We start from the raw sequence: 6,923 nt of genomic DNA, 5'->3' as shown, positions 1-6,923 counted from the left end.
TCACCCCTGAGTAACCAAACTTTATAGAGTTTGTCAGCAAAACGTTTTTTTGTCTTTGCTGAAGCGGTAATCCGTTTGAGTTCTTTTTCTAGGGATTCGGGAATTTGTGTCCAATCAATTAGTTGGTGAACTTCGGGGAAAAAGAAGTATAAAAACGCTTCAAAATACTCGCTTAATGCTTCTTTCCAGGGTTCATCATAATTGGCGGTTGTTTGTTTCATTATGACAATTTTAGTGGGTTGTTGTCAGAAGGCGATCGCTAACGGAAGAGCTAATCTGTTAAAGTATTTAACCAATTGATTAAATCTTCAACCGTAGAGAAGTCGAATAAAGCTTCTCCTAATACTTCGACATCATCAATACTTAACTCCATGATTTTAGTTTCTAATGAAGGATTAATCTCCCCTAACTTGCGTTTAAGTAGGCGAAGAATCAATGTCTTTTCGCGTTCAATACCTTGTTCGATACCTTGTTCAATACCGCGTTCGATACCTTGACGCATCCAACTCTCTTCTTGAAATTGTATCTCTTCGACCGGATTTAGATTGAGATATGTATCAATAAATCCAGAAATTAATTGCATTTTCGCAGGATTTAACTTTAAAGTAATTAACAAGCGCAGACATTCCGCCTTTACCTTGGCTCGCTCTTTCTCGGCAATGTTCATCTTAGCCATCAAAGCTGAAGCAACCGGATTCGACTGATTGAGAAAATCTCGCCAATTTAATCGATTTAACTGCACTACTTGATAGTTAAATTCTAATACCTTAAAATCGGGAAAATCAACCACATATTGACTAATCGCTTCTCTTTTTGGCTTTGAGTAAGAAAAAATTACAATCGGATAAATCGGTAAGACAAATTTCTAATGAAAGCGAGCAAAATAAGTAAACATTCGCCGATTAAGCGAGCAAAATAAGTAAACATTCGCCGATTAAACCACTTTCGGGAACTTTCCTGCGCCTCTACATGAATCAGAAAGAAAGATTCTTTTCCGCGAAACTTAACTTGTGCGACTAAATCGCTTTCATGCCTTTCTCCTTCCGTGACATCGGTAAATACTTCTTTGTCTAAAAAAGTAATCGAGTCCCTATCTAAATAATCCATCACTTGAGGAAAAAACAACTCAACAAATTCGACAAAAAAGGTGGAGATTAACTCCTTAAATAAGCGATCATGGTCAATATTATTAGTCATGTAATATCATCTTAACTAATCTGAGCGGTGAATGACTACCAGAAAATAACAACTTTTTGATTCTAACAAGTTTAAGGTTACTTTGTCTCCTGATACTAAATCTGGTTATTAAAGACTGATTATTTATAGGTTCTCACATCTGTGTGGCACACTTTAACCTTTGCTGATTAAGCTTTTCAGGATTGAGAATGTACCTCTTGTCAACAGGAAACGCTATATTCCCCTTTTTGCATGAGGCATGAGTAGAAAACGGGTTTCTCGGAGAAACCCGTTTTCTGTGCGTTACTCAGTAATTACTACCAAAAGCTACCGTTTAGTTAATGTTAGTTTCGCTTCTTTGCGGGGGGTATGGGAGAATAAATAAAGGCAATCTCCTGAATACTGAATACTGAATACTGTTTACTGTTTACTGATAACTGAAAAGTTCCGCTAATCTTTAGATAAATTGCCAGAAACATACCAAGTAAAACCACCGCCGATAACTGCCATAACTGCTAAAGCTAATAGTACCGGTCGGAGTCCGAATTGAGTTTCGGCGATACCCGCAACAGCTAAGGGTAAAGAGAGGGCAATATTAACGGCATTGTTTTCTAAACCAAAGACTTTACCGCGCATTTCAGGGGGTGTATCTGCCTGTAGGGTAGTTTGCATGGGAACCCCGACTAAAGCGGCAAAAATGCCCAATAAAGCGGTCATAGCGAAGGCTAAAATTAAACTCTTTGTGGCTAGAGATAAACCGATTAAAGCTGCCGCCATACCCAGAGAACCCCAGAGACTTAATTGGGTGTGGGAGAATTTTTGGCCCCAATAACCTAGGGTAATCGCACTAACTGCCATTCCTGCACCACAGGAGGCTAATAAAAAGCCGAATTGAGAAGCTTTTAACCCGGGTAGTTTTTCCGCCATACTGACGGCTAATACCGATAGAGCAGCAAAAATACAGAATAAGATAACTAATTGAATCAGAGCATTACGAACTTTATGATTTTTGTTGAGGTAACGAATGCCGTCGCGGATATCTTCCCAAACATGGGGCTGTTCTGCGGTAGGAATGACATATTTTTCGTTAGTTCGCAGGATAATTAGAATTAAACCGGCAATTATATAAAAAGCACCGACAATCATCACTTTGCCAATATCAAATTGTCCGGCTCTGGTGCCGAAAATACTATCAGCAAAAGCTAATAAAGGTTCACCGATGGCAAAACCGATAATTAATACCGCCATGGTGGTTAAAGTGTTGAGGGAATTAGCCGGCAAAAGATGACGGCGTTTTACCACTAATGGCAGGGTAGATTGTTCGGCGGGGGCAAAAAATTGGGTTAAGGTGGAGACAAGAAAAGTAATGACTAACAACAGGAAAAAACCGAAGGGTAAATTAAATTCTCCTTGTAGCCGGTAATGCCAATTTCTTAAACCTTCCGGCAGCCAACCGAGGGGAACGGCTAAAGTTTGCTCGCGCACTAACCATAATAATAGGGGAATGAGGAGGACAAAAGCCCCGCGTAAAAGGTTAGAAATAACTAAAACTTGTTTTTTTAACCATCTATCAACATATACACCCGCCACCGAACCCACTAACACCGCCGGAATTGTATTAGCAATCATTATCGCCGATACCCAGCCACTAATTGACTGATCGGCTTTTTGGTAATGGGTGGCAATTAGGGAGATCATCAGGACTAAATAGAATTTATCCGCTAATTGGGAAAAAATTCCCCCCGCCCAGAGAATGAGAAAGCGCGGGTTTTTTAGCACTGGGGCAAAACCCTGACTAGGATTGGATTTGGGCGCACGTTTAGGCAAGCGGTTCATGGTTTCTGTGTCGGATTGCCTCGGTGAGCAATCGGAAGAATTAAAAACAGGAGTGGAGGAGTCGCTAGACGTAGCGTCGTCAGTTTCTGAGTCAAACAGTTGCATTATGATGATTGTTGCTATCTGTTTAAAATTCTAAGGGAGATAAACCCTCAACTAATGCCGAGGAGCGAAAAGTTTTTCCCAGATGATATTGAGTATAGCGGCGCAGCAGGCGATCGAGGTTAATCCAAGCTAGTTCTGAGGTAAGGTTTTCTTGGGGGGGAAAATCTGTTTTTCCTAGGCATTGCAGTAATTGCAGTTCTTGCCGCGTCAGTTTACTATCGATTTTGGGCGGGTTGATTGTTTCTGTTAGGGCAGCTAGATCTATTATTCCCCCTGCCTCGAAACTGAATCCTAGGCAATTGTCCCTAATTAAAGCTTTTCCCGTCAACAGGCAGTTATGGACTTGCGGCACTAAGCCAGCAATTATTAAGAAATGAAAAATTGCTTGACAAAGATAGGGAAGTATGTATTGATTTTCGTCGAGGACTTCAATTCTGGCCAGATGGCCGCAGATTAATTCGTATAATTCCCTCTGGGGTTGTTCGCTCAGTGCGATCGCCAAAACCAGTTCGCAGAGGTATTGGCTAACGGTGAGTTTGGCGAGATTTTGACTTAATTTGGGATAAGATTCGATAGTTTCGGCTTGAACGACCTTATCTAGGGATTTTCCTGCGACTATTAACAGATTATTGACCACAAATAGTTCACTTCTACCCCGCAGGGAAGATTTATACTTGCGCGCACCGGGAGCGATGGCTCTAATTAAACCATATTCGGCGGTCAAAATAGTTAAGAGGCGATCGGCCTCTCCGAAGGCCATTCCTTGCAGATTGATTCCAGTAGCTTGATAGGTACGAGACATCATTTAATAATTAACTAGGGTCTGCTGAAAAAGTTTTTCGTGGGGACAGGGTGTGGGGTGTGGGGTTTTACCGATTTTGAGGGGGTCAATTACCTAATTTTCAGGGAAAAAGTACCTGAAATTTCCCCCCGATCACTCCCATATCTGCTACTTTTTGATTGACAAAAGGTCTAAAAGTCTTACCCAACAAGGTTTTTAGATTTTTTCGGCAAACCCTAGCTAATTGTCTTCCCAAAAAGACTTGAGCTAATCACCAAGCAAAGGGGAATCAGTCAGGACTATGGGGGAGATGCTATGGAGGTTAGCGGACTCGAACCGCTGACATCCTGCTTGCAAAGCAGGCGCTCTACCAACTGAGCTAAACCCCCGATCTGGTTTTTAGGACACTTTCGTTATCATAACCTATAGTGAAAAATATTACAAGTTAATTTTTCCCTTGCCTGCCATGTCTTATCTAGTCGCCACTTTTTACCAGTTTGTGGCTTTGTCAGATTATCGTCAAAAACAGCCAGAAATACAAAAATACTGCCAAGAAAGAGGAATTAAAGGAACTATTCTTCTGGCAGCCGAGGGGATTAATGCAACGATCGCCGGGAACAGTCAAGCGATCGCCGAGGTGATTAGTTGGTTAAAAACCGATACTCGTTTAGCGAATCTAGAGGTGAAAGAGTCTGTTTGCGATTATTTGCCCTTTCAACGCTTAAAAATTCGCTTAAAAAAGGAAATTGTGACTTTTGGTCAACCCAAGGCTAATCCTCTCGAAAAAACAGGAATTCATCTCAAAACTGAACAGTGGAATCAATTGCTGAAAGAGCCGGATGTGGTAGTTATCGATACTCGTAATAATTATGAAGTGGCGATCGGTACTTTTGCGGGAGCGCTTAACCCGGAAATAGGGCATTTTCGCCAATTTCCTGAGTATATTCAGGACAATTTTGATAGTATTAACGATAAAAAAATAGCTCTTTTTTGTACGGGGGGAATTCGCTGTGAAAAGGCGGCAGCTTTTTTATTAAATCAAGGCTTTTCTCAAGTTTATCAGCTAGAGGGAGGTATTTTGAAATACTTAGAAGAAGTTAGTCCCGATCAAAGTCTTTGGCAAGGAGAATGTTTCGTTTTCGATCAAAGAGTGGCACTAACAGCTAATTTAGAGGTAGGACATTATGAAATGTGTCCCGCTTGCGGTCATCCCATCGATGAAAAAGATAAACAATCCCCCAATTACCAAGCAGGAATATCTTGTCCCTATTGTAGTTGATTTTATCCTATTGTCCCGCTCTCATCTCCCTACTTTTCTAATATCTGGTTACTTTTTCTTGCGGATTTGTGTACCGGAAATCATGTCATGAAGGGCCCGTTTTTTCTTTGTCCAGGCTGCCAGTAAAAAGCCCAAATATAAGGGAGCAGTGGAGAGACATTTTAGTAAGTAGCGGCGATTTGCTCTCGCAAAAGATATGCGTCTTCCTTCGCTATCGGTGACGGATAAATCAAAAAACATTTTACCAATAGTGGCTTTAAAAAGATATTCTAAGAAAACATAATATAACCATTTAATAACTATTCCTAAACCGAGAGCAGTCAGGATGGCAATATGTTCGTGAGTAAAGTTAATTTTGGCTTGAATATTATAGATAATTGCCGCTATAAATAAAACAAACCCGATAATTGTTGTTCCAGTTGCACTTAATCCTGCCGCATAGTAAACCCAGATTTCTTTGGCTATATTGAAATTAAGATTTAAATCTTGAAAAGTTGACCATTGTTGTAAGCGAAAACAGATATAACCACCTAATAAAGCCGCGATAATAAGAACGATAAAAGAATCAATTAAAGAGGCTTTTAAACGGAGCCAAAACCCAGCATAACTGGGAGAAATTGCAGCTAGTAAAGAAATAAGTGCAGGATTGGGAATAGGAATAATTTTAGGTTTTTCAAGAGAAGAATTTTTAGTTTTTTTAGTTTGATGGGGATTGGCTTTAATATCAGTAATAATTTTTAGCAAAGTTTTGGTGTCTTTAGGTCGATCAATAGGTTTTTCTGCCATTAAATTATCGATAAAATCTGCTAATCGAGAAGGAATTTTTGGGGTATATTTACGCCAGTTAAATTCATTGGTATTAATATTATAAATTTTCGGGTCACTGGGTTCTTTACCGGTTAACAAAAAGACGAAAGTTTTGCCCAAAGCATAAAAGTCTGATTGGGGGACAGAGTGACCACTAGATTGTTCAGGGGGAGCATATCCGGGGGTATAAATTCCTGTATTTTTGCCTCCTGCTAGGACGGTTTTAGTTACTTGTCGCGCTGCCCCAAAATCAATTAAAACTAATTGACTATCGGGTTTTAAGATAATATTAGAGGGTTTGATGTCGCGATGATAGAATTTATGTTTATGAACTTCGTGGAGAATATTAGCTAACTGAGTTAACCAATCCAAAGCGAGATTATAATCAATCGGTTTAAATCCTCTTTGTTTTTGATATTCTTCTAAGTCAATACCAGCAATTTTCTCCATGACTAAACAGTGTAAAGCAGTTTGACTCTCCCGGGGATGATAAATAAAATAGTTTTCTCCTTTGGGAATACCGGGGTGATTTAATTGTTTTAAAAGATTAGCTTCCTGTTGAAATAAATCAATAGCTTTGCTGGAATCGTAGGTAAGAACTTTTAATACTTTGGGTATTTTATGTTCATCTATCACTTCATAGGTATTACCAAATCCACCTTTGGCACTCAATAAATTTGTGACTCGATATTTACCATTTAAAAGCAAGTCGGAACCACAGGATTGACAGTAACGACTCTCCGTGATAGTTTTCGGTTTAGGACAATGAGGATTAATACAAAAACTCATGGATTTTATTGGTAGAGTACAAAATAAACTTGATGATTAAAATATCCCCTGATATATTTAAGGTTTATTGCCAAGAAAAAAGCCGCGCAATCCCAAAGTTACCACGGCACTTAAAAAAGCCACAACCATGGGGATAATCAGGGATTTAAA

At 39.6% G+C, this 6,923-nt stretch carries 4 protein-coding genes, 1 tRNA gene and 2 pseudogenes; 1 reads left to right on the top strand and 6 read right to left on the bottom strand.

Features of this window, described 5'->3' with window-relative positions:
* From BGL89_RS17225 to BGL89_RS17205, 5 genes and pseudogenes are all read right to left on the bottom strand, one after another.
* Nucleotides 1-221 (bottom strand): annotated as a pseudogene (locus BGL89_RS17225) (transposase); the annotation flags it as partial.
* A gap of 50 nt (nt 222-271) precedes the next feature.
* Nucleotides 272-1,197: pseudogene (locus BGL89_RS17220) on the bottom strand (Rpn family recombination-promoting nuclease/putative transposase).
* 429 nt (nt 1,198-1,626) lie between these two features.
* Nucleotides 1,627-3,117 (bottom strand): MFS transporter, encoded by a 1,491-nt coding sequence (locus BGL89_RS17215; RefSeq protein WP_286826759.1) that lies wholly within the window; start codon nt 3,115-3,117, stop codon nt 1,627-1,629.
* A gap of 22 nt (nt 3,118-3,139) precedes the next feature.
* Nucleotides 3,140-3,922 carry a DNA repair protein RecO gene (gene recO, locus BGL89_RS17210; protein WP_286826758.1) on the bottom strand — a complete coding sequence of 261 codons (783 nt, stop codon included), beginning with the start codon at nt 3,920-3,922 and terminating at the stop codon, nt 3,140-3,142.
* Between the two features lie 292 nt (nt 3,923-4,214).
* Nucleotides 4,215-4,287, bottom strand: a tRNA-Ala gene (locus tag BGL89_RS17205).
* 77 nt (nt 4,288-4,364) lie between these two features.
* Here BGL89_RS17205 and trhO point away from each other — a divergent pair.
* The gene (gene trhO, locus BGL89_RS17200; RefSeq protein WP_286826757.1) at nt 4,365-5,177 is read left to right on the top strand and encodes an oxygen-dependent tRNA uridine(34) hydroxylase TrhO; all 813 of its coding nucleotides are present in this window, start codon (nt 4,365-4,367) and stop codon (nt 5,175-5,177) included.
* Between the two features lie 48 nt (nt 5,178-5,225).
* Here trhO and BGL89_RS17195 read toward each other — a convergent pair whose 3' ends face one another.
* Complete coding sequence (locus BGL89_RS17195; RefSeq protein ID WP_286826756.1) at nt 5,226-6,773, bottom strand: protein kinase domain-containing protein; 1,548 nt, start codon at nt 6,771-6,773, stop codon at nt 5,226-5,228.
* Nucleotides 6,774-6,923 lie beyond the last annotated feature (150 nt).

The organism is Microcystis sp. LSC13-02, assembly GCA_002282935.1.
GTDB lineage: Bacteria > Cyanobacteriota > Cyanobacteriia > Cyanobacteriales > Microcystaceae > Microcystis.
Note: the sequence above shows the minus strand (reverse complement) of the source record. Positions and strands in the feature narration are given on the sequence as shown.

Coding starts and splice junctions, on each gene's coding strand:
- trhO (WP_286826757.1), top strand. CDS start 4,365: ATGTCTTATCTAGTCGCCACTTTTTACCAGTTTGTGGCTTTGTCAGAT.
- recO (WP_286826758.1), bottom strand. CDS start 3,922: ATGATGTCTCGTACCTATCAAGCTACTGGAATCAATCTGCAAGGAATG.
- BGL89_RS17215 (WP_286826759.1), bottom strand. CDS start 3,117: ATGCAACTGTTTGACTCAGAAACTGACGACGCTACGTCTAGCGACTCC.
- BGL89_RS17195 (WP_286826756.1), bottom strand. CDS start 6,773: ATGAGTTTTTGTATTAATCCTCATTGTCCTAAACCGAAAACTATCACG.